This is a genomic window from Bacteroidales bacterium, assembly GCA_013314715.1.
Taxonomy (GTDB): Bacteria; Bacteroidota; Bacteroidia; order Bacteroidales; family GWA2-32-17; genus Ch61.
Map to the genome: position 1 here is coordinate 29,830 of JABUFC010000008.1, position 21,253 is coordinate 51,082.

At 33.8% G+C, this 21,253-nt stretch carries 14 protein-coding genes; 3 read left to right on the forward strand and 11 right to left on the reverse strand.

Annotation, left to right across the window (positions count from 1 at the left end):
- Positions 1–46: 46 nt before the first annotated feature.
- The 10 genes from HPY79_03070 to HPY79_03115 all read right to left on the reverse strand — a co-directional run bounded on the left by HPY79_03070 (position 47) and on the right by HPY79_03115 (position 16,392).
- Entirely contained in the window at positions 47–1,048 is a 1,002-nt protein-coding gene (locus HPY79_03070; GenBank protein NSW44794.1) for a PorP/SprF family type IX secretion system membrane protein, read from the reverse strand.
- The gene (locus HPY79_03075; protein NSW44795.1) at positions 1,045–6,936 is read right to left on the reverse strand and encodes a PKD domain-containing protein; all 5,892 of its coding nucleotides are present in this window, start codon (positions 6,934–6,936) and stop codon (positions 1,045–1,047) included. Before HPY79_03075 ends, HPY79_03070 begins: the two co-directional genes overlap by 4 nt.
- A 109-nt stretch (positions 6,937–7,045) precedes the next feature.
- Entirely contained in the window at positions 7,046–8,284 is a 1,239-nt protein-coding gene (locus tag HPY79_03080) for a bifunctional 3,4-dihydroxy-2-butanone-4-phosphate synthase/GTP cyclohydrolase II (protein ID NSW44796.1), read from the reverse strand.
- A 59-nt stretch (positions 8,285–8,343) separates the two neighbouring features.
- A complete protein-coding gene (locus tag HPY79_03085; protein NSW44797.1) occupies positions 8,344–9,555 on the reverse strand; it encodes a glycosyltransferase in 1,212 nt (403 codons plus the stop codon).
- A complete protein-coding gene (locus HPY79_03090) occupies positions 9,552–10,970 on the reverse strand; it encodes a YjgP/YjgQ family permease (GenBank protein NSW44798.1) in 1,419 nt (472 codons plus the stop codon). The genes HPY79_03085 and HPY79_03090 overlap by 4 nt, the downstream gene beginning before the upstream one ends.
- A gap of 124 nt (positions 10,971–11,094) precedes the next feature.
- A complete protein-coding gene (locus HPY79_03095) occupies positions 11,095–11,481 on the reverse strand; it encodes an SRPBCC domain-containing protein (GenBank protein NSW44799.1) in 387 nt (128 codons plus the stop codon).
- Between the two features lie 85 nt (positions 11,482–11,566).
- Complete coding sequence (locus tag HPY79_03100) at positions 11,567–12,421, reverse strand: hypothetical protein (protein NSW44800.1); 855 nt, start codon at positions 12,419–12,421, stop codon at positions 11,567–11,569.
- Between the two features lie 105 nt (positions 12,422–12,526).
- A complete protein-coding gene (locus tag HPY79_03105) occupies positions 12,527–13,372 on the reverse strand; it encodes a glycerophosphodiester phosphodiesterase (protein ID NSW44801.1) in 846 nt (281 codons plus the stop codon).
- The gene (locus HPY79_03110; GenBank protein NSW44802.1) at positions 13,372–15,201 is read right to left on the reverse strand and encodes an LTA synthase family protein; all 1,830 of its coding nucleotides are present in this window, start codon (positions 15,199–15,201) and stop codon (positions 13,372–13,374) included. Before HPY79_03110 ends, HPY79_03105 begins: the two co-directional genes overlap by 1 nt.
- A 612-nt stretch (positions 15,202–15,813) precedes the next feature.
- Positions 15,814–16,392 (reverse strand): phosphoribosylglycinamide formyltransferase, encoded by a 579-nt coding sequence (locus HPY79_03115; GenBank protein ID NSW44803.1) that lies wholly within the window; start codon positions 16,390–16,392, stop codon positions 15,814–15,816.
- Between the two features lie 142 nt (positions 16,393–16,534).
- Here HPY79_03115 and HPY79_03120 point away from each other — a divergent pair, with 142 nt between their 5' ends.
- From HPY79_03120 to rnc, 3 genes are all read left to right on the forward strand, one after another.
- Positions 16,535–16,771: an acyl carrier protein gene (locus tag HPY79_03120; GenBank protein NSW44804.1), complete on the forward strand. Its 237-nt coding sequence runs from the start codon at positions 16,535–16,537 to the stop codon at positions 16,769–16,771.
- A gap of 21 nt (positions 16,772–16,792) precedes the next feature.
- Entirely contained in the window at positions 16,793–18,046 is a 1,254-nt protein-coding gene (fabF, locus tag HPY79_03125) for a beta-ketoacyl-ACP synthase II (protein ID NSW44805.1), read from the forward strand.
- Positions 18,047–18,115: 69 nt separating this feature from the next.
- Positions 18,116–18,757, forward strand: a complete 642-nt coding sequence (gene rnc / locus HPY79_03130; protein ID NSW44806.1) for a ribonuclease III — start codon at positions 18,116–18,118, stop codon at positions 18,755–18,757.
- 22 nt (positions 18,758–18,779) lie between these two features.
- Here rnc and priA read toward each other — a convergent pair whose 3' ends face one another.
- Positions 18,780–21,248 carry a primosomal protein N' gene (priA, locus tag HPY79_03135; protein ID NSW44807.1) on the reverse strand — a complete coding sequence of 823 codons (2,469 nt, stop codon included), beginning with the start codon at positions 21,246–21,248 and terminating at the stop codon, positions 18,780–18,782.
- Positions 21,249–21,253: the final 5 nt, after the last annotated feature.

Consider the following 21,253-nt stretch of genomic DNA (forward strand, 5'->3'; position numbering starts at 1 on the left):
TACTCAAAAACGGGTAGCCTTTATGTTTTATATATAATTTATTTTTCTAAAACTTTGCACAAGGAATTATTTTTGAACGATGCTTTTTAGCTTTATGAGGATTGTAAAACTGATACGTTAAAGAAATTTCATTGCTTCCTCCCGTTTTATAAGTTAACCACGAAATAGTTGCATCGTAGCTATATGCAATGTCGAAGGTTTTAAAATGAATGCCAGCAAGAAAACATAGGGCATCGTTATTAGGATAACCAGCTTTATAATGTTTTAACATTGGAATACCTCTATAATAGATACCTGCAAAATAGTTGGGTGTTTTATAAATAGCACCTATATCCAATTGATCAAATTTTGCTTGGAATTTATACTGAAAAAGTCCTATAATTACTGGTTTATCAGTTTTTTTGCCAGAACCGCCATGTTCGAAAATATAAAATGTTTTAGCTGCATGAATAGAATATTTTATGGGTAATCGGCTCTCATAACCGAGATAAGATTGATTGGGTCTGTTTAGATGGTCAATGGTTATTCCAATAAAGTGATTGTTTGAGTATAATAATGTGCCCCATGATATATCTAAATACGATTGTCGTTCAGGTAAAATTGTTTGAATACTAGTGGATGCGCCTCTTAATAATTGGTCGCCAAAAATGAGCTTGTCGAATGTTAATGAACGATAACCATAAACTGCTTTTATTCCGGAGCTTATAGTCCAATAGCGGTCAAATTTATAATCATAAGCATAATCGATTCCAATAAATTTATTTCCAAAATTCATTGAACCTGCATTGTCTGAGGCTAAAATGATTCCAACGGCACTTCTGAAATCAAAAAAATACTGATCGTATGAGACTAAAAAACTGTTGTATGTTCCTGGAATGTTCCACCATTGGTTACGGTAAATCATAGAAAGTCGTGAATCGCTGTTTGCACCTGCAAAAGCTGGATTCAAATAGAGTGGGGCAGACTGGAATTGTGTAAAATGAATATCTTGAGCGATTAGACGCAGGGTGCTAAAAAAAATAAATCCATATGTAAAAAACTTTTTCATCGTATTAGCAATACATCTCCTTTCTTTTCTATTTTGCGTCCATCAATAAACCGAGCTTTGGCTTGATAAACATAAACATCTTGTTGACATAATTTCCCTTTGTAATAACCATCCCAACCAATTTTAATATCATTCGTTTCGAAAATTAATTCGCCCCAGCGGTTAAATATTTGCATATTGAATTCAGCAACTCCTTTTGATACAGGGAAGAATATATGGTTTGAATAATCTGTTTCGGAATAATAGCCTCCATTAGGACCGTTAGGATCGGGAGTAAAAGCATTTGGAAAAACGATGTCGCCACTAACAGATATGTTTTTATAGGCGGTATCGGTACATTGATACATATTAGTTGCTACTAACATAATGGTATAGCTGCCAAAATTATCATAATAATGCAAAGGATTGGGATTAGTAGATGAATTACCATCGCCAAAATCCCAAAAATAAGCTACTGCTCCATTACTGAGGTTGGTGCAAACAACCGGGTCGTTAGGGAGGTAATATATATCTTTGTTAGTAGTAAAGTTGGCAGTAGGATTTTCGAAGATATAAACAGGCAATGGATTTTGGTTGTTATCATTTATACAACCCATATTGGTTTCAACTTCCAGACTGACATAATACGTTCCGGGTGTAGTAAAAGTATGAGTCGGGTTTTGAACAGTGGATGTATTTCCATCTCCAAAATTCCATAACCATCTGTTAATATAATCATATGGAGTAGTTGAGCTGTCTGTGAAATTTATTGTAACGGGAACACATCCTTGAAATACATCCGAATAAAAATTAATCTGAGGTGGAGTTTTAAATAAAACAGTTATAGAATCAACAATATGAATATCACAACTATTGCTTACAGTAACATAATAGGTTGTGGGTTGACTGGGTACAATTATAAATGCTCCCGGACCTGGTCCTAAACCATTACTCCAAGCGTAATATAACGTGTCATAATGATTAGCAGAAGATGTTACATAAATTAGTGAACTATTCCCTGGACAGATAGGGCTATTTGCAAAAAGATGAACATTTTGAGGGTAAAACTCCTTTACAACTAAATTGCAAGTATCTGGAATTCCTTCGCAACCAAGACTATCGAAAGCAATAACGATATAAGAACTTGAATGCGGAGGTGAAACGGTTATGGTTTGGCCAAAAAGATTGTTATTCCAATAGTAAAAATAATTACCACTTCCGCCGATAGCTGAAGCGCTCAATGTAGCACTTTCACCCTGACAAATAATTAAAGTATCTGTTATCGTAGTGATTACTTGAGTTGGGTTTGAAAGACTGCATGAGTCAATCCATTGACAACCTAATGCATCTTCAACGCTTACGTAGTAAATTCCCTTAGTTAAATTGTTAGCAAAGAAGCTAGTTTGTGTAGGCATTGTGTTCCATGTATAATTATAAGGAGGTGTGCCTCCTGTTACTGTTACCCATGCATATCCATTGTTTCCATTATAACACGTTGGATTATTAGTACTTATAACTCCAGTCAAAGGTTGTGGCTGGGTAATGGTTCCGTTTAAAACAACTGAACAGGCATTTGCATCTGTAATCGTTACATTGTAGCTCCCTGCATAAACATTGGTAGCTGTTTGTGTGTTTTGCTGTGGAACTGTATTCCAAGAAAAGGAGTAAGGTGGCGTTCCGCCCTGAACAATTGCCGAAATTTCACCGGTAGAAGAACCATTACAATCTACATTTCTTATAACTTGAATATTCCCACTGAGAGGAGTAGGAGAATTTATTTGAATATTTTCAGATGCAACACATTGATTGGCATCAAAAACCGAAACAGTATAATTTCCTGAAGGAAGATTGCTAACAGTAGGTGTTGTTGCACCCGATGGAATCCATATATAAGTATAGGGTGTCGTTCCCCCGCTAGCTGTAACTGAAACAATACCATCTGTACTGTTGTTGCAATTTGTAGGACTAGAAGTGGCATTAATGGTGAGTGGCTCTATCGGACCACTAATATCAATACTAATAGTAGCACTACAGTTGTGACTATCAGAAATGGTACACGAATAAGTTCCCGGTGATAAATTTGAAATTGAAGGAGATGTTTGGTTGGTGTTCCAGTGATAAGTATAAGGAGGTGTGCCACCATTGGCACCAAGTAAAATCATACCATCATTAGCACCATAACAGTGAACATTTTCTTTTTGAAGGATGATAGGTATAATTGGTGTTGGCTGATTGACCTGGATGCTGCTAGAAATATTACAACCTAAACTATCAGTCACAGTAACATAATAAGTCGCAGCTAAAAGATTTGAGTAAGTTTGAGTATTTCCACCGCCCGGATTCCATAAATAAGAATAAGGAGGAACTCCTCCCGAGCAGAAAGCTATAACACTGGCATCGCTACTATGATAGCAATTAGCATCGTTCTTTGTTAAAAAAATGCTCATGGGAGTTGGCTGAGTAAGAATAATAGATAAACTTATTGCACATCCTTTTGAATCTGTAATATACACGGTATGAGTTCCTGAAGATAAATTATTGATTTGTGAAGAAGTATAGTTTGTTGGCGACCAAAGATAATTATAAGGTGGGGTGCCTCCATTTGTTTGAATGGAAATACTACCATCATTTCCGTTGTAACAACTTACGTTTTTAGCAGATAACACTTGAGCCTGTAAAATTTGTGGTTGGTTTATTTGCACGAAAGTTTGTTCGGTACAATTATTTGCATCGGTAACAGTAACATTGTATATTCCTGGGGTTAAATTGGTAATGGTTTGTAAAGTGTAGTTGCCTGGTTGCCAGAAGTATGTATAAGGAGGTGTTCCACCTTGAGCAAAAACATTTGCTTGTCCATTGGATGAGCCGTTACATGAAGCATCTGTTTTATTACTGGCTAACTGAATAGCTGAGGGTTGAGTAATCTCTGCTGTTTGTGTAGCAATGCATCCGTTAGCATCTATTACTGATATATTAAAAATTCCTGCAGATAGTCCAGTGGCAGTTGAAGATGAACCTCCATAAGGATACCAGCTATAGTTATAAGGGGGGGCTCCACCGCTTGCATTTACACTGATACTTCCATTGTTCCCTCCAAAGCAAGATACATTGGAAATGGAAGAAATGGTTATGGTGGGCGAACCTATATCATTGACTAAAACTGAAGCACTATTGCTACAATTCATAGCGTCCGTAACGGTTACGTTATAAACTCCTGAAGAGATATTATTAATGGTTGAATTTGTATAATTTCCCGGAAACCAGTTGTAAGTATAGGGAGGATTCCCTCCTGAAACAGTTGCTGAGGCAGATCCTGTTGAATTTCCACATAATGAAGCTACTGAAGATGTAGAAATATTAATGGCATCAGGTTCGCTCAGTGTTGCAAAGGATGTCGCTGTGCATCCATTATTGTCTGTAATAGTAATAGCATAATTACCGGCAGTAACATTACTTAATGAAGGAGAGTTAATGGATGGAATATTCCATGTATAAGTATATGGTGGTGTACCTCCGGAAACAACAGAATTAATGTTTCCGTTATTTCCGCCATTACATGAAATGTTTGTGTTAAATAATTGAACAGTTAATGGCAAAGATGGCTGAGTTATATTTACATTTTGCTGAATAATACAATTATTACCATCTGTTATAGAAACAAGATAATTTCCTGCTGCAAGATTGCTTCCAATACTTGTATTTCCTCCGTATGGTTGCCATGTATAGTTATATGGAGGAGTACCACCTAAAACAGAAATGCTAGCAGAACCATCATTGCCGCCATAGCAACTTACATTATGAGTCCAGTTGATACTAGAAGTTAATGGAGGAGGAGAGGTTAATTGAAAATTATAAACAAAAGCACATCCATTGGCATCATAAACAGTTACAGAATAATTTCCTGCTACAAGATTGTTTGCACTGGACTGGTTCCCTCCATATGGAGACCATACATAAATATATGGTGGAGTTCCTCCTTGGGCATTTACTATAGCAGAACCGTTTGTAGAACCATAGCATGTAGGATTTGAAGTTGTAACAGTTGCATTTAGCTGTGGTGGATCGGTTAATTGAATGGTTGTAGTTTTTATGCATCCTTTGTTATCTGTGATAGTTACAGTATAATAACCGGAATTGAGGTTTTGTATATTTGCTCCATTATAATTAGAGGGTTGCCAATTATACGTATAAGGTGGTGTACCACCAGTAACATTTAATTGTATAGAACCAGTATTTGACTGAGCACAAAGAGGATTTTGTGTTGAGGCTTGAATTGTTAAACTGTCTGGTTGATTTATGGTAATATTATTTGAAAATGTACAGCCTTTACTATCGGTAACGGTAAAACTAAAATTTCCAGGAGATAAATTAGAGACATTATTCCCAACGGCGCCATTTGACCATTGAACAAGATAACCTGGAGTTCCACCAACAATGTTGACAATTGCATTGCCATTATTCCCACCATAACAACTCGTTGGATTTGTAGTTGCAAATGCCTGTAATTGTGGTGGTTGTGCAATCGATGTTGATTGAACAAGGCTACAACCTATCCCATCGGTGATGGTTACAGTATAATTTCCGGCTGCTAACCCGGAGATATAATTTGACGTGTTTGAATTACTCCATAAATATGAATAAGGTGGGTTTCCTCCACTAATATTTACTTGTATGTTTCCATCGGCAGCTTGATAGCAACTAGCAGGTTGGTTAATAAATTGAACATTACCGGTAAATGGCAAAAAATTAATTCTGACTGTATCAGAAACGGCGGGACAAGAGCCATTTCCAGTAGAGGTTAATATCAAATTAACGTATCCATTATTGATTTCGCTTGCAGTAGGGAAATATACCGGATTTAATACCTGATTAGATGGCAGAAATATTCCATTTCCACCACTCCATATTCCACCCGCAGCGGATATAACAGTTCCATTTAATTGAACAGATGATGATGAAATACAAACATTTTGGTCGTTACCGGCATTAACCTGAATGGGGCTAGGATATGAGGAAACCGTAATGTTTGTTGAAACCGGAGGGCAGTTGCTTGCATCTTCTAAAATAACAGTATAGCTTCCTACTCCTACATTAATATTTTGAGTCATTTGACCGGTATTCCATGTATAACTATATGGTGGTGTTCCTCCAGACCCGATTGCTGTTAATGTTAAAGAATTAGTTCCAAAGCATAAAATGGCAGGATTAGGTTGAATTTGAACATTAAGGGTAGGATTAAATGTAATTCTTACAGTATCGCAAAATGGAATGGTAGAACAATTGCTTTCAATGATTCCACAAACTTGATAATCAACATACGGTGGATAATTGGTTGTTGCAATAACTTGTGAACTTTCGCATCCGGAAGGGCAAGATAAAAAATGATTATAAGCTCCAAAATTTCCAGGATAAATGGAATTAATGGTTATTGACGATGGGTTTAAACCTGTCGTTGATATGGTGCCAATGCAACCTTCATTTAATGTGATATTACCAGATACAGATGGTGCAGGAATGGAAGTAATACTATATTGGTTGGTGTTATTTCCAGGTTTGCAAAAAGTTAAAATATGGGGTCCGTAGCCATTAAGACAGATAGGTTGTCCAACAGCAACAGGTGGTCCGCAATTTATCTGATAAAACATAGAACCACCTGGAACAGCTCCGGAATAAATGTTAAATAAAATACCTTGGCTTTCTGGGTTTAGGTAAATGACAAATTCAACGCATACATCAGGATCTGATGAATTACAACAAAGACCTAAGCGTTGAATGGATGGACTAATCCAAGTTGTATCAGAATTAGTAGATAAATCAACTGTAAGAGAAGGAACAATGGGTGAACAATTTTGAGCATGAGCATTTAAAAAAAATAATAATCCCAATAATATCAGCAATCTACCTATCATTTTTTTTTCCAATTATACGATAATTTAAATTTTAAAGATACAACTAAACTTAAAAAAAGTATAAATAAACAATTTAATAATTAGTTTATCATTTCTGAGTATAATAATATTAGTCTTTTTTATGAATATCAAAAGAGGGCAGTTTGTGTCCCATTTTGTTTTTCTTGGTTGTAAGGTAGTTGATATTATATGGATTGGGTGGTATTACTAAGGGAACATTTTCAACTATTTCCAGTCCAAAACCTTCGAGTCCTGCTCTTTTTTTGGGATTATTAGTTATGAGTCGCATTTTGCGAATGCCTAAATCGCGGAGTATTTGAGCACCTACGCCATAGTCGCGTTCGTCGGGTTGAAATCCAAGGTGTACATTTGCTTCGACAGTATCGAGTCCTTGTTCTTGGAGTTTGTATGCTTCGATTTTATGGAATAACCCAATGCCTCTACCTTCTTGATTAAGGTAAATAATGGCTCCTTTTCCTTCTTTTTCAATCATACGCATAGCTTCGTGGAGTTGGGGTCCACAATCGCAGCGATAACTGCCAAAAATATCACCGGTTACGCATGATGAATGTACTCTTACTAACACAGGTTCGTTTTCGTTAAAAGTGCCTTTAACTAAGGCTACGTGTTCTAAACCATTCGATATTTGTAGATAAGGAATGAGTTCAAAGGTGCCATATTCGGTTGGTAGTTTAACTCGCTCACCTCTTTTGATAAGGCTATCGTGTTCTAAACGGTATTTAATAAGGTCGGCTATGGTGATTATTTTTATACCAAATTTTTTACTAATTTCCATGAGTTCTGGCACGCGTGCCATAGTACCATCTTCGCTCATAATTTCGATAAGTGCACCACCTTCTTTAAGTCCGGCGAGGCGAGTGAGGTCGATTGTGGCTTCGGTATGACCGGCGCGGCGAAGTACACCTTTGTCTTTGGCTTTTAGTGGGAAGATATGTCCGGGTCGAGCAAGGTCTTCTTTTTTTGTGTTTGGATCGACAAGGGCGTTAATGGTTTTTGCACGGTCTTCGGCAGAAATACCTGTTGTGCAGCCATTACCGATTAAGTCAACCGATATGGTGAATGCTGTCTCGTGTAAAGAAGTATTAGCAGAAACCATCATAGTAAGATCGAGTTCTTCGCAGCGTTTTTCGGTTAGAGCAACACAAAGCAGCCCTCTACCATATTTGGTCATGAAATTGACCATGGTAGGAGTAACTTTTTCGGCGGCAGCAATAAAATCGCCTTCGTTTTCGCGGTCTTCGTCGTCCACTACAATGATAAGCTTACCGTCGCGTAAATCCTGAAGGGCTTCTTCGATGGTATTGAATTTAAATTCTGATGGAACCATGATAAAATTATTTGTACAAAGGTAATAGAAGCTTTTGAATTATTTTTATGATATTTATCTTATAAAGTTATAGCTTTTTCTATGTATTGAATAGTATTGCGAATAATATGTTCAATATTATATTCTTGATGAATAAATTGTTGGGCAAAAATACCAATTTTGTCGAAAAAGTCTTTGTTTTCAATAAGTTTAATAATTTCGGCTTGAAAATTTTCGGCGGTATCGGCTATTAAAATATTTTTGTTATGTGTTGTATTTATTCCTTCGGTGCCAATAGATGTTGTGACAATGCTTTTTCCTAATGCCATGCCTTCGATAATTTTAATACGCATACCACTTCCAGAAAAAAGTGGCACAACCATAATGGCTCGTTCTTTCATAAAATTGTGTGAATTGTCAATTTCTCCGTAAAAAATAATGTTAGGATATTCTTGTAATTTGCGTATAAGCCAATAAGGGGCATTACGGCCAGCTATTTCAAATTGTAATGAAGGATATTGTTGATGAATATTATTCCAGATATGTCTTAAAAACCATAAGAGTCCTTCTTGATTGGGGAGCCAATCTAAGGCTCCAATAAAGAATAAGCTTGGATGATTGATGTTAAAACGATTGACTTGTATGTTGCTTAAGTCAATTCCAGCTTGTGATACGTGGTGTAGTTTTTTATATCCGAGTAATATAAATTGTTCTTCATCGCGTTTGGTGAGAGTTAGTAATAAGTCGACTTCATTGATGATTGATTTTTCGAGCTTATATATTCTATTTGATAAATTTTTTATGTAATTTTTTTTTAAAAGATTGGTTTCGTTTAAAGCAATACGTTGCCAAATTTCGCTTTCTATATTGTGTGCTCTAAAAACGTGAAATGTTTGTGCAATTTTTTTTATACATCGAATATATGGAAGTACAAATAACCCTTCGTAAAGAACAATATCGAATGTTTGTTGTTGAAATAATTCTTTTATTTTGTGTTCAAAAGCGGTTGACCGAAAACGCACTTGATGATAAGGTTTAGAAGAAAAAATAAAATTAAAAATTAAAGAAAAGGGTTTAATTGTAGTATCAACATCTATAGGAATGATATTTAAATTTGGGTGTATAGATGTTGGTATTTGATTATGTGGAATGTAATGTTTAGGCGTATTCATGCATAGTAAGATAACGTGGTGATTTTGACGAGCCATTTCTAATGCAGAATTCCAAACCGCAATAGCACCCCCATCTTTGGGAGGAAATGGAACTTTATTATGTAAAATAAGAATGTTCATGAACGATGTTTTTTTAACCGGTCAATAAAAGAATAAAGGGCATTTATCCATTTTTGAATAGGGATCAAATTTGAGTCGGTCATAGCATTATAGGTAAGTAGTATGCCAATAGGGAAAAGAATGGCCGATGACAGCCATATTCCTTGCCAAGCAGGCAAAACCAATTCTTTTGCAAATTTTTCACCCGATAATGAAAGGATGTAATAAAGAATAAAAAATAAAACCGACACTACAACGGGCATACCTAAACCACCACGACGAATAATTGCTCCAAGGGGAGCTCCAATAAAAAATAAAACCAAGCATGCAAATGCCAAGGTAAATTTTTGATGAAATTCAATTTGATGTTTTACTATCCAACTACGTTTAGAATCATCTTCATCGGCAGTAGTTTGAATAAATGCTTGCTGATTGCGTGCAGTGGTTAAAGCCATTTCAATAATTTGCTGCTGTTCTGATTTACTTAAGCGGTTAAAAATTTCTTTTAAAGAAATATTTAGCGTATCTTTAAGCTTATTTATGGTATCATGATATGAATTTCTAAAAAAAGCTTGTTGGCATACATTTATTTTATAGTTTTGTTTAAATTTTTCGTATTCTTTGCGGAGTGAGTCTTCTGTTTCAGATAATTGAACAATATTTAACATGCGATAATGTTCTTTAAATAAGCTTTCGTCTGATCGTGTAAAAGTAAATCCTGAAAGAGCAATTTTTGCTTTTTGTTCGTCGAACATTTGGTATTGATGAGGAAATGTTTTTGTCCACTGCTGAGGATTTTCGACGAGTTCTTCATATTTTTTTCCGTGGTAAAGTTCTATTAGTAAAAAGTCTTTATTGGGTGAGAGAGCGAATTTTCCAGAATCTGCAATTAATGTGCTGGTATTTCCTCTTAGGTTGGAGTGATCGTATATTATTACGTTGTATAACATGTTATTTTTTTTGTTTTTGCTGCTAACACGAATGCTGTAATTGTCAATACCATTATAAAAAACGCCTGGTTTAATGATAATTTCGGGACGCTGACTTCGGACATCAAATAGTAAAGAGTAAAATTTAAGGTTGGCAACAGGTAAGACATAATTAGAAAATAAAAATGCAGCAATGCTAAGTATTACAACAAACATAATAAGTGGGTACATTATTCTGTAGAGTGAAATGCCCGATGCTTTCATGGCTGTAAGTTCAAAATATTCGCCTAAATTGCCAAACGTCATGATAGATGAAAGTAAAATAGCTAAAGGTAATGCCATGGGGATAAAATTGATGGAAGCATATGAAAACAGTTCGACCATAATGTTCCATGCTATTCCTTTGCCAACAAATTCGTCAATGTATTTCCATAAAAACTGCATGAGTAAGACAAAAACGGCGATAAGAAATGTAAAAATAAATGGTCCTATATATGATTTTATCATGTATAGATGAAGCCGTTTGATATGCAGCATAAAAATCATTATTATTGACTACAAAGGTCAATAATTTTTTTAATTATTGCAACGGTAAATAAAAGTTAAGGATGAGTAAAACGACTTAATACTATTATTGATTGATGCCCATGGCTCTCTTGAGTTTGTCGATATGGGTATTCCATAACATAATATTTTCGTTTTTTTCATCTGGTTCCGAAAAATCAGTAATTTTTATGGTTGTAGTATTTTCGTTAGTTGAAATGATTGATATTTCAAAGAAAAAATTGTTTTTTTCTTCAATATCTTCATTCCAAGCATATTTAATAAATTTACATTCTTTTTGAGCCAGTATTTTTGCATCAGCCCGTTGTTTAGACCAATAAAAACTAATGTTTTCGTTTTGAATAATAACACGGTCGGCAAACCATTTCGATAGTCCTTCTTCGGTTGAAATAAGTTGATACAATAATTTGGGCGAAACTGGTAATACAAATTCTAATTCAATAAGCTCTTTCATGTGAAAAACGGTGTTTTTAAAAAAAGGACGTAAAAATAATAATATTTATTTGATTACCAAAATATTCTATTTCAATTTTACGTTTTTATTCTTTTTTAGGGATTATTTCAAGGGTTACGTTTCCGGCATTTTGTATAATGCTTAATTTTACAATGATTTTTGTGCCTATGCTATTTGTATTGCATGTAGAATTGGCACTTAATAATGTATATTCGTAAAATTTATCGTTAATTCCATTGTTGAGTTGTAGTTGTGCTTTGAAACAACCTTCATTTAGGCAATCTTTAACCATTTTATTTAGTTCTTCAAATTTTTGTTGAGCTTCGCTTTTTGTTCCCTTAAAATAAGAACCAGCGTATCCTTTTGCTTGATGAATAGAAACCGTTGTTAATTCTTTAATGGGAAGGGTGCAATAAAATTCGTCTTGAATATAAGTACTTACTTTTTCGCCTTTGACGGTTTCAAAGTAGTTGCCGGCAGCATTAAGCAATTCTAGTAATGTATTACAAAATGAGTAGGGTTCTTCAATTTTAAAATCATCAAAATTAGCTTCTTCTATGAATCGGTCGTTTTCCCATTTGCCTTTTTCCTTATATGTTGCAGAATACCATTGTGTACCAAGTCCGTTGCGTTTTCCTTCTTTAAATTCGCCAATGTATTTTGTTCCGTCAGTGCGTTCAAATTTACCAATGCCTTCGTATTTGTCATTTTTAAAGTAACCAGTATATATATTTCCTCTGCTATCGGTAAGTTTTCCAAAGCCTTCCATATGGTTATTTACAAATTCTCCAACATAAATACTGCCATCTGTAAAATAATATGTTCCTTTTCCTGTATTGCAATTGCCAGATACGCAGCCTGTTTTGTTTTGAGCAATAGTTAAGTGCGTATATAAGCAAAGGCTCATTATTAAAAGAATTTTTGACTTTTTATGTTTCATAATCTAATTTTTTGAACAAAAATACAGCAAAAAAAATATTTATCAAGTATATAAAAAAATTATGAGTAATGAATCTGTAACATCGAAATATGACATATTGTGAATTTATTTTGTTAAACTGATTTCTTTAATAATATCGGTTTGTATAACATCGGGATATAAATTTTTTATTTGTTCAATACTTTCGATGGAATGCAAGGTCCAAACTTGAATTTTTAACCCCTTGCTGTGTAAATATTTTATGTTTTGTTCTGTAAGGCTAGTGTCGTAATATGCAAACGAAATTCCTGTGTATTCTCTGTCAATGCAAGTGTTTATTGCCGAACGCAGATCGGTATATGCAAGTAAATAACGGTCAACCAAAGGTTCTTTTATTTTCATGAAGTCGAGAAACATGGTATAATCGGTTTCGACAAACACACGACGTTCTATGTGGTATCTTCTTACCATAGCACTAATGGAGTCGGTCATGCGATTAAAATAAACAAAGTAGTCTAAGTTTGGAATATAGGGGAAGTATCCTTTTACGTCGAGTGAAATATATTTTGTGTAGGCGTATTTAGACATCCAATATAATACGCTATCGAGTTTTGCTAATGGTTTGTTTATGGGTTGGAGTCTAAGAATGGTTGTATCGTGAAGTTCTGGAATACTCAAATTGGAACTTGTATTAGGAAAATTATGATCGTGCCATAACCAAATAGTACCGTCTAAACTCATTTGAATATCGGTTTCGGAACCGTTAAGATATTGAAACCCTATTAGCATTGCCTGAAATGTGTTTTCTGGAGGGAATAAGCTATCTTTTCCAATAAAATCATCGCTTCCACTTCCTCTATGACCTAGGTATTTTATGGTTGAACTGTTAGTAGGTGAAGGGATTTCATTATCTTTGTTGCAAGAAGCAAAGATGATTAGAATACACAAAAAGACACATGTTAATTGTTTCATTATTCAATGTATATATCAAGATTCATTTTTTTTATTGATAAAATGCTACGTTCTTGATTCCAAAAATAAACATTTATTTTGTATATTGGCAAAAAAGATGATGTTCTGCTAATAATCAAATACTTATGTATATTAAAATTCTTTGTTTCTTTTTCTTTTATTTCAAAATCAATGCTTTGCCAACTAATTAATCTATTTAATGAATCTCTGGTTTCGAAAACAAGTTTAGTGGTTATTTTTTTTAATAATTGCGATTGAATTTGTATAAACCCATTTACTATTATGGTATTAAAAAAATTATGTTTTAATTCGGCAGTGCATACGTCTATAAATTCTTGATTTTTATTTATAATAAAATTATCGTTTTTTTTGTAATACTTAACAAAAGGATTGTTTTTATAGTTAGGATATAAAGGTAACCGATATGCTGTTGAAAAGCTATGTTGTGGTAATATTTTATTTTGTTTAGGCAATATTTTGTGCATCGAGGCAATAATAGTTTGTTTATGTTTTAGTTCTTTTTCGATATTAGGATTTTTAATATTTCGCTGTAGAAAATTATCAGATACTGTGAATAAACTGTCTTTATGCATATAATAATAATTAGATAGTATATCGGGATATGTTTTGTTTTCCCAAATAAAAGCATAGGAACAATTCATATTGAAAAATTTACTAGTATCGAGACCTTTGCCTATATAGCATGTCCATTGTGGAATATTAAAAGATGTTTTATTTTTTAACAGAAGCTCTATAGAAGGACTTATATCCGAATGGCTGCAAACTCCTTTAAACACTGCAGACTTTTTTAGTTTAGGAGAATAGATAATAAGCGGAACGTGAAATTTTTTTAGTGCAAGGTTTATATTGTATGATAAGCCATGATCGCCTGTAATAATAAAAATGGTATTTTCAAATTCGGGTCTTTTCTTGTAGGCTTTAAAAAATTCTCGTAACACATCATCGGTATATAAAACGGTTGCAAATCTTTTTTTATCAAAAAAATCGGTTTGTTTCGAATATAAATCGGGGTGTTGAGCGAAATATTGGTCAAGTTTTTTTTCGTATTTTTCTATTTCTGCATATTCCCATGGATTATGATTGCTTAAAGTTAGATAAATGTCAGCACGTGGAGATGTTGGAAACGAATCAATAACCTTAAATGAATAGTTAAAAAGAGTACGGTCATCGTATCCCCACGAAAAATCTTTTCCCATTTTTTTATAGATAGGAGGGAAATATTTAATAAGATAATCGGTTTTATTATAAAGCAAAAAATCGCTCATTCGATCGAATCCAAGCCAACCACCATAAAAAAATGAAATGAAATATCCGTTATGTTTTAGGTTTCGCAAAAGCGAAGTATGAGTAGGAAAGCTATCGGCTAACTCGTTAAATCCCATTTCGCCGTATGGAGTTGAAGCAAAAATGGATGGTAGTGCTCCAAAAGTCCGCCCAGCAGTAGATAAAAAGTTATACCAGTACAAACTATGTTGGGCTAAAGAATCTAAAAAGGGAGTAAAACTTCCATATAGAGCGTCGGGACCAGAATAGTTTCTGCCAAGACTTTCTATAATGATAAAAACAAGATTGGGTTTTTGGTCGAAAGGTTCAAAATAATTACTTAAAACATCGTTGTTTACACGTTCTCTAAACAATGGATATTCATTTGATAAAAAATGATCGTTGTAATATTCTTTTTTTATAAAGTTGTTGATTTCGTTGGCTAAATTATCTAATTCTGTTTGAGTAAAATATTGGTAACTAGAATATATAAAAAAAGCAACTTTATTTTCTATAATTAATGATTTGTTGGGTATTGTACTCATTATTTTTGATTTAAATGGCACTATCGAAAAGATTAAAACCAGAATATAAAAAATAATGATGGTTTTCTTTTTTAATATTTGTGTATTTATGAATTTATAGGAGAATAAGATAGCGAATATAAAAACAATAAAAAAAACCATTATAGGAATCACTAAATAACGATAGGTGCTCATTAGCTCTTGGGTATTATAGCTATTATATTTAAATAATAGTGAATCGGGAAGCATTTCTGTAAAAGCTGAATAGTAAGAGAAAAAGATAGAGGTCAAACTCCAAATGATCCCAAACAATAGGCTAATTGTGTTTAGATAAAAAGGTTTCCATTTATAAATAAAAAAAGATGGTAATAAAAAAATAAGCCCAAGTAAAGAAAATAAAGAGAAGTCGATTATAGATCCGATGAAAATATCTGTAATAGTAAAGTGATAACCTGCTGAATGATTATAAGAGAGTATTAAAACATCTAAAATTCTTAATAAGAATAAGATTTCAAAAGTAATAATTATATAGTTGCAATAAGGATTAAATAAAAAACTTAAGAAGTTTTTTAAAAAATTTACACGTATGAATTTCATGGTTTTTCGAAAAAATGCAAAGATAAACTAAATTGTTTATCTTGTCAAAACAAATGCTTTAATGATTGATGGGAAATGTGTGTATTCGAGTAAATGAACTCTATTTGCTAATGTATCGACGGTATCATTTGGATATACATGACAAACAGCTTGAAACAATATTTTACCTTTATCGTAGTCTTTATTTACCAAGTGAATAGTAATACCTGATTTTGTCTCTTTATTATCAATAACCTTTTTATGTACATTATTTCCATACATGCCCTTACCACCATATGCTGGCAATAAAGCAGGATGGATATTAATAATCCGATCAGGAAAATTAACAATAATATTTTCAGGAATAAGCCATAAAAAGCCTGCTAAAATAATGACATCAATATTTAATTGGTATAATAAACTTAGAAATTGTTTAGAATGGAATTCATCTTTATTAAAGATTATCATTGGGATATTATATGTTTTCATTCGTTCAATGACACCTGCTTTAGGATTATTAGTAAATACTGAGTGCACTGAAATAATATCATCGTTTAAAAAATATTTAACAATATTTTCGGCGTTGGTACCACTTCCCGAAGCAAAAATAGCTAAATTAATTTTTTTGTTTTGCATATATACGTAGTTATATTATTGAATTTCAGACATTGTTAAAAAATATTCGTCAAATTTTTGCAAAAATATTTGAAAAAATCGTTACAAATTTATTTCTTTGCAGTCTCAAAAAAAAATTAAGTACTAACTAAAACTTAAAACTATGTCAGACATTGCTTCAAGAGTTAAAGCAATCATCGTCGATAAGCTTGGCGTTGACGAAAACGAAGTTACAAACGAAGCTAGCTTCACCAACGATTTAGGAGCTGATTCGCTCGATACCGTTGAATTGATTATGGAATTTGAAAAAGAATTCAACATTGCTATTCCGGACGATCAAGCTGAAAAAATTGCTACCGTAGGTGATGCTATTTCTTACATTGAAAAAAACGCAAAGTAATTACTTCTTAAATCTGGTTTTATGGAATTGAAAAGAGTAGTCGTAACTGGCTTAGGCGCAGTAACGCCACTAGGTAATACTGTTCCTGAATTTTGGAATGGTTTAAAAAATGGTGTGAGCGGATGCGATTTAATTACGCAGTTCGACGCATCTAAATTCAAAACCAGGTTTGCTTGCGAAGTTAAAAATTTCAATGTAGAAAATTTTATTGACCGCAAAGAAGCCAGGAAACTGGACAGATATGCCCAGTTTGCCCTGGTTGCTGCGGAAGAAGCCGTTAAAGATTCTGGTCTTGATTTAGAAAAAATTGATTTAGACGAAGCCGGTGTTATTTGGGCATCGGGAATAGGTGGTATTAAAACATTTCAGGAAGAAGTTATAGCCTTTGCAAAAGGAGATGGAACTCCACGTTTTAGCCCCTTCTTTATTCCAAAAATGATTGCCGATATAGCTGCTGGTCATATATCTATGAAGTATGGTTTTAGAGGACCAAACTTCAGTACCGTTTCGGCTTGTGCATCTTCTTCACATGCCATTTCTGATGCTTATATTCAGATTCGTTTAGGTAAAGCTAAAATTATGGTAGCTGGTGGTTCAGAAGCTGCTATAATGGAGTCGGGAGTTGGCGGTTTTAATGCTATGCAAGCTTTGTCTACTAACAATGATGAGTATAAAACAGCATCGCGTCCATTCTGTAAAACACGTGATGGTTTTGTTATGGGCGAAGGTGGGGCAGGCTTAATTCTCGAAGAATATGAACATGCGGTAGCACGTGGTGCTAAAATTTATGCAGAAATTGTAGGAACTGGCTTAACGGCCGATGCATACCATCTTACCGCACCGCATCCCGATGGATTAGGAGCCAAAAAGGTAATGGAAATGGCATTAAAAGAAGCCAACATTGCACCCGAAAAGATCGATTATATTAACGTTCATGGAACCGCTACACCACTGGGTGACATCGCCGAATTGAAAGCAATTCAAGCCGTATTTGGCGAACATGCATATAAGTTAAATATCAGTTCAACTAAATCAATGCATGGACATTTATTGGGAGGTGCTGGTGCCATTGAAGCTATTGCTACTATTTTAGCAATGGTAAATAATACGGTACCACCTACCATCAATCATAAAGAACAAGACGAAAATATTGATCCAAAATTGAATTTGACTTTGCATAAAGCACAAAATCGTGAAGTGAATTATGCAATTAGCAATACATTTGGTTTTGGTGGCCATAATGCTTGTATTTTATTTAAAAAACTAGATTCTTAGTTCTTGTTCCCATTTTTTAAAAAGAATTATCATCCATTATCGATATTTATAAAGAATGTTTTTGGGTTTGTGCCTAAAAACATTTTTTATTATGAATTAGCCTTAACGCATAAGTCTGCTTCTATTTACCATAATAAAAACTATTCTATCAATAATGAACGTCTCGAATTTTTAGGAGACGCTGTGTTAAATACAATTATTGGTGAATATTTATTTCATGAATTTATAAACGAGAATGAGGGGTTCTTAACCACATTGCGTTCAAAAGTTGTAAATCGGCATAGTTTAAATGAAATAGCACTTAAACTTCAGCTCCACAAAATGATAAAACAACAGGCCGATTTAGATATTATCGCTTCGAATATTCCGGGAAATGCTCTTGAGGCTATGATTGGAGCAATTTTTATTGATAAAGGATATGAATTTACTAAACAAATAATTTTAAATAAAATTATATTGCCCTATGTTGATTGGCATAATTTGATTGAGCATGAAACAAATTTCAAAGGTAAGATTATTGATTGGTGTCAAAAGAATCATTTAACCATAGAATTTAAGTGTGAACCTATTACTGTCGCGAACAAGAAAGTTCAGGGTTACCAAGCTGAAGTAATTATTAATAATCAGATTTGGGGTAAGGGTCAAGGACTAACTAAAAAAGAAGCAGAACAGCAAGCATCGAAAGAAGCTATAGAAAAAATGCAAAGGTAAAAATCAAAAAATTATTTTCATTTTACAATGGGTCCACATCAGCAGACCAGAAAAAGTTTTGTAATTCAGGACTTGAAAAAAAGCGATGAATACAATGATAAGTGTTGTCGCGTAATTTTAGAGCGTCGTTGTTGCGTGGAAGTTTTAACCAAAGTTCCATAATATATAGATTTTTAATTTTACCAATAATAGGAGCTTTAGGACCTAACACTTCTAGTGTTTTAATTTTACGTAATTCAATGGCAAGCTTTTTTGCAGTTTCTTTTGTAATATTTAAGTCTCTATGTTTTAATTCTAATCGGATAAGTCTGGTGTAAGGTGGATAATTAAATCTTTTTCGTTCTGCAAGTTGCCAACTTACAAAACCTTTATAATCGTTCTTTGTTAAAAATTGAATAACCGGATGTTGTGGTTGGGTGGTTTGAATAATAACTTTTCCTTGAGATAATCGTCGTCCGGCTCTGCCTGCGACTTGAGTAAATAACTGAAAAGTTCGTTCGTCGCTGCGAAAATCGGGATAATTGAGCATGGCATCGGCATCTAAAATGCCAATAAGTTCAATGTTTTCGAAATCTAATCCTTTGGTAACCATTTGTGTGCCCACCAAAATATCAATTTCTTTTTTTTCTATTTGCTCGAACAATTGCTCTATTTTAATTTTGGTTCGAGTGGTATCTAAGTCCATACGTGCAATATGGGCATTGGGGATAAACATAGCGAGTTCGTCTTCTATTCGCTCGGTGCCGAGTCCTCTAATTTTTAGCGTAGGTTGTTTACATTCATTGCATTGTAAAGGGATGGGGATAGAATACCCGCAATAATGACAGATAAGTTTATTAAATGCCTTGTGATATGTGAGTTTTACATCGCAGTGGGTACAGTCTGGAACCCATCCACATTCTTCGCATTCAATATATGGAGAATAGCCACGTCGATTTTGAAAAATAATAGCTTGTTTTCCATTTTGAATGGTGTCAACTAGTTCTTTTAAAAAAATATCGGAGTAGTATTGTTGTTTTACTCGATGCTTTTTACGCTCGTCTTTTATATCAATAACCTTTATTTCAGGTAAAGCTGTGGCATGAAAGCGTTCGTTAAGTTCAACTAAACCATATTTTCCAGTTTGAGCATTAAAGTAGGTTTCGATCGATGGAGTAGCTGAGCCTAATAGCACTTTGGCATTGTGTTGAAGTGCTAAAATAATAGCAGTATCGCGTGCATTAAAATGAGGCTCTGGGTTTTGTTGTTTATAAGTTGTTTCGTGTTCTTCATCAATAATAATTAATCCTAAGTTTCGAAAAGGAAGAAAAATTGAGGAACGAACTCCTAAAATAACTGAAACAGGTTGATGGGCTGTTGCCATATGAAGGTATAATTCTGTGCGTTCGTTATCGCTATATTTACTATGGTAAACAGCCACCCTATCGCCTAAAGCTTTGCATAAACGATTAACCATTTGTGAGGTTAAAGCAATTTCGGGCAATAAATATAAAACTTGTTTGCCTTGTTGAATGTATTTTTCAATTAAGTGGATATAGATTTCGGTTTTGCCACTCGAAGTAACTCCATGCAATAGAATTACATTTTTTTCTTTAAATTGATTTTCGATGGATAATAAAGCCTCTTCTTGTTTTTTTTCTAGCTTGTTCTTTTCTAATTTCAGTTCGCGAACTTTATTAAAGACACGACTTTCTTCAAAAAAAACGGATTTAAGAATGCCCTTTTCTATAAGTTTTTTTGTGGCACTTCCGTTGTCTTTTGATTTTTTTAATAATTCTTCTTTTTTTATTGGAACAGTTTGAAGATATTGGCTATTATTTAATGAAAAATACGATAATAATACATCTGATTGTTTAGGGGCTTTGTTAAGTTGATTAAAGATTGAATTCAGGTGTTCTTCGCTTTCAATATTAATAGCCAAGTCGATATATTCAACTTTTTTGGGGATATAACGATGGGCTAATGACTCTTCTATTTGGATAAAATTTGATTGAAGTAATTTGTTTAATAAATGTTGTATATTTTTTTTTTCGAGTAAGCTTTGTAGGTCGCTAATTAAAGCAGAGTCTTTTTGTTCGAGTAGTTTTTTAATTTGATATTCTTCATCGCTGTCAGGAATAAAGTTATTGAAATTGATTCCTGGTAAAATTACAGATTCACTTTCGAGTTTTAATCCGCTAGGCAGAGCCGCTTTCATTGTTTCGCCAATGGTACATAAGTAATAACGACTCATCCATTCCCATAATTTAAGCTGATTTTCGGTTACAATAGCTTGGTCGTCGAGTATAGAGATGATGGGCTTGGTTTCGTATGTAGGTGTTTGTTGATGAACAGAAACGATAAGAGCAGTATATATTTTTCGTTTTCCAAATTGTACTACGGCTCTTTTACCAACATGAGCGAGTAACGCCCATTCAGTTGGAACCTCATATGTAAATACACCTTCTACTTTTAATGGCAATATGACATTTACGAAAAGCTTTTTTGTCATAGAAC

Excerpts from the sequence above, each read along its gene's own strand:
- HPY79_03070 (NSW44794.1), bottom strand. The coding sequence starts at position 1,048 with ATGAAAAAGTTTTTTACATATGGATTTATTTTTTTTAGCACCCTGCGT.
- HPY79_03075 (NSW44795.1), bottom strand. The coding sequence starts at position 6,936 with ATGATAGGTAGATTGCTGATATTATTGGGATTATTATTTTTTTTAAAT.
- HPY79_03080 (NSW44796.1), bottom strand. The coding sequence starts at position 8,284 with ATGGTTCCATCAGAATTTAAATTCAATACCATCGAAGAAGCCCTTCAG.
- HPY79_03085 (NSW44797.1), bottom strand. The coding sequence starts at position 9,555 with ATGAACATTCTTATTTTACATAATAAAGTTCCATTTCCTCCCAAAGAT.
- HPY79_03090 (NSW44798.1), bottom strand. The coding sequence starts at position 10,970 with ATGATAAAATCATATATAGGACCATTTATTTTTACATTTCTTATCGCC.
- HPY79_03095 (NSW44799.1), bottom strand. The coding sequence starts at position 11,481 with ATGAAAGAGCTTATTGAATTAGAATTTGTATTACCAGTTTCGCCCAAA.
- HPY79_03100 (NSW44800.1), bottom strand. The coding sequence starts at position 12,421 with ATGAAACATAAAAAGTCAAAAATTCTTTTAATAATGAGCCTTTGCTTA.
- HPY79_03105 (NSW44801.1), bottom strand. The coding sequence starts at position 13,372 with ATGAAACAATTAACATGTGTCTTTTTGTGTATTCTAATCATCTTTGCT.
- HPY79_03110 (NSW44802.1), bottom strand. The coding sequence starts at position 15,201 with ATGAGTACAATACCCAACAAATCATTAATTATAGAAAATAAAGTTGCT.
- HPY79_03115 (NSW44803.1), bottom strand. The coding sequence starts at position 16,392 with ATGCAAAACAAAAAAATTAATTTAGCTATTTTTGCTTCGGGAAGTGGT.
- HPY79_03120 (NSW44804.1), top strand. The coding sequence starts at position 16,535 with ATGTCAGACATTGCTTCAAGAGTTAAAGCAATCATCGTCGATAAGCTT.
- fabF (NSW44805.1), top strand. The coding sequence starts at position 16,793 with ATGGAATTGAAAAGAGTAGTCGTAACTGGCTTAGGCGCAGTAACGCCA.
- priA (NSW44807.1), bottom strand. The coding sequence starts at position 21,248 with ATGACAAAAAAGCTTTTCGTAAATGTCATATTGCCATTAAAAGTAGAA.